Below are 817 nucleotides of genomic sequence, written 5' to 3'. Positions count from 1 at the left end.
GATAGACAGTCGCGGCACCCGGGCCGAGGCGCCGCGCGCCCCTGAGCGGCGTTAGCTGCGGCCAGGGATGGGATACAGTCGCCGAGTTCAACCCGTCGCGGCGGTAGCCCCTGTTTTGTCCACTCGCCACTTGGCAGCAATGGGCAGATGCGCACCGGTGCCCAATGCGGCCGCAGGGGCCGCGCGAGCAACCTGTCTGATTGTAGGGTTGATTGGAAGCTGGCCCGGGAGGGGGAGGGGACGTGAACCATCCTGTCACGCCAGATGGACGCTACTTCGTCGTGCGGGGTCGGCTGTGGCGCTGCACCAACCCGGCCCTCGAGCCCGCGGCGCGAGCTGCACTGACACGCGAGTTGATGACGGCGCGCCGGGCAAAGCGGGAGGCACTGCGGCAGGGCGACACCGCCGCGCGCGCGGCGGCGCGGGCGCGGGTGGAGGCGGCCAAGCGGGCGCTGGGCGAGCGCGGCCCGGTGTGGTGGATGGACGACGCCCCAGACTACAATCGCCACATGGCGCACACCACGCCCTATGCGGCCTGGTATGCCGGCCTGCCGGGCTGCGATCCGCAACAGGACGCCGGGCCAGCACAGGGTTAGCCGGCAGGTTGGTCAGCACGCAGCCACAGCGCTGCGCCGACCGTTCCACCCCTGCGGCTGGACAGGCCGGCCGCGCGCCGCCCAAGGTCCGCGCCCAGCCCTGGCAGGAGAGGACGCCTATGGCCGCCCAGCACCGGATCACTGCTGCCGCACGGCTCGACGACGACCCGGACGCGCCCGAGGTGCCCGAGCCGATCGGCCCCGAGCCGCGCGAGCCCGAT

At 72.7% G+C, this 817-nt stretch carries 1 protein-coding gene; it reads left to right on the top strand.

What is annotated here, in order from left to right:
• Positions 1-242: 242 nt before the first annotated feature.
• On the top strand, positions 243-596 hold the full coding sequence (locus Q7A36_RS40295; protein WP_305109408.1) for a hypothetical protein: 354 nt from the start codon (positions 243-245) through the stop codon (positions 594-596).
• Positions 597-817: the final 221 nt, after the last annotated feature.

This window comes from Paracraurococcus lichenis (genome assembly GCF_030657435.1).
GTDB classification, from domain to species: domain Bacteria; phylum Pseudomonadota; class Alphaproteobacteria; order Acetobacterales; family Acetobacteraceae; genus Paracraurococcus; species Paracraurococcus lichenis.
This window is presented reverse-complemented; position numbering and strand designations above follow the sequence as displayed.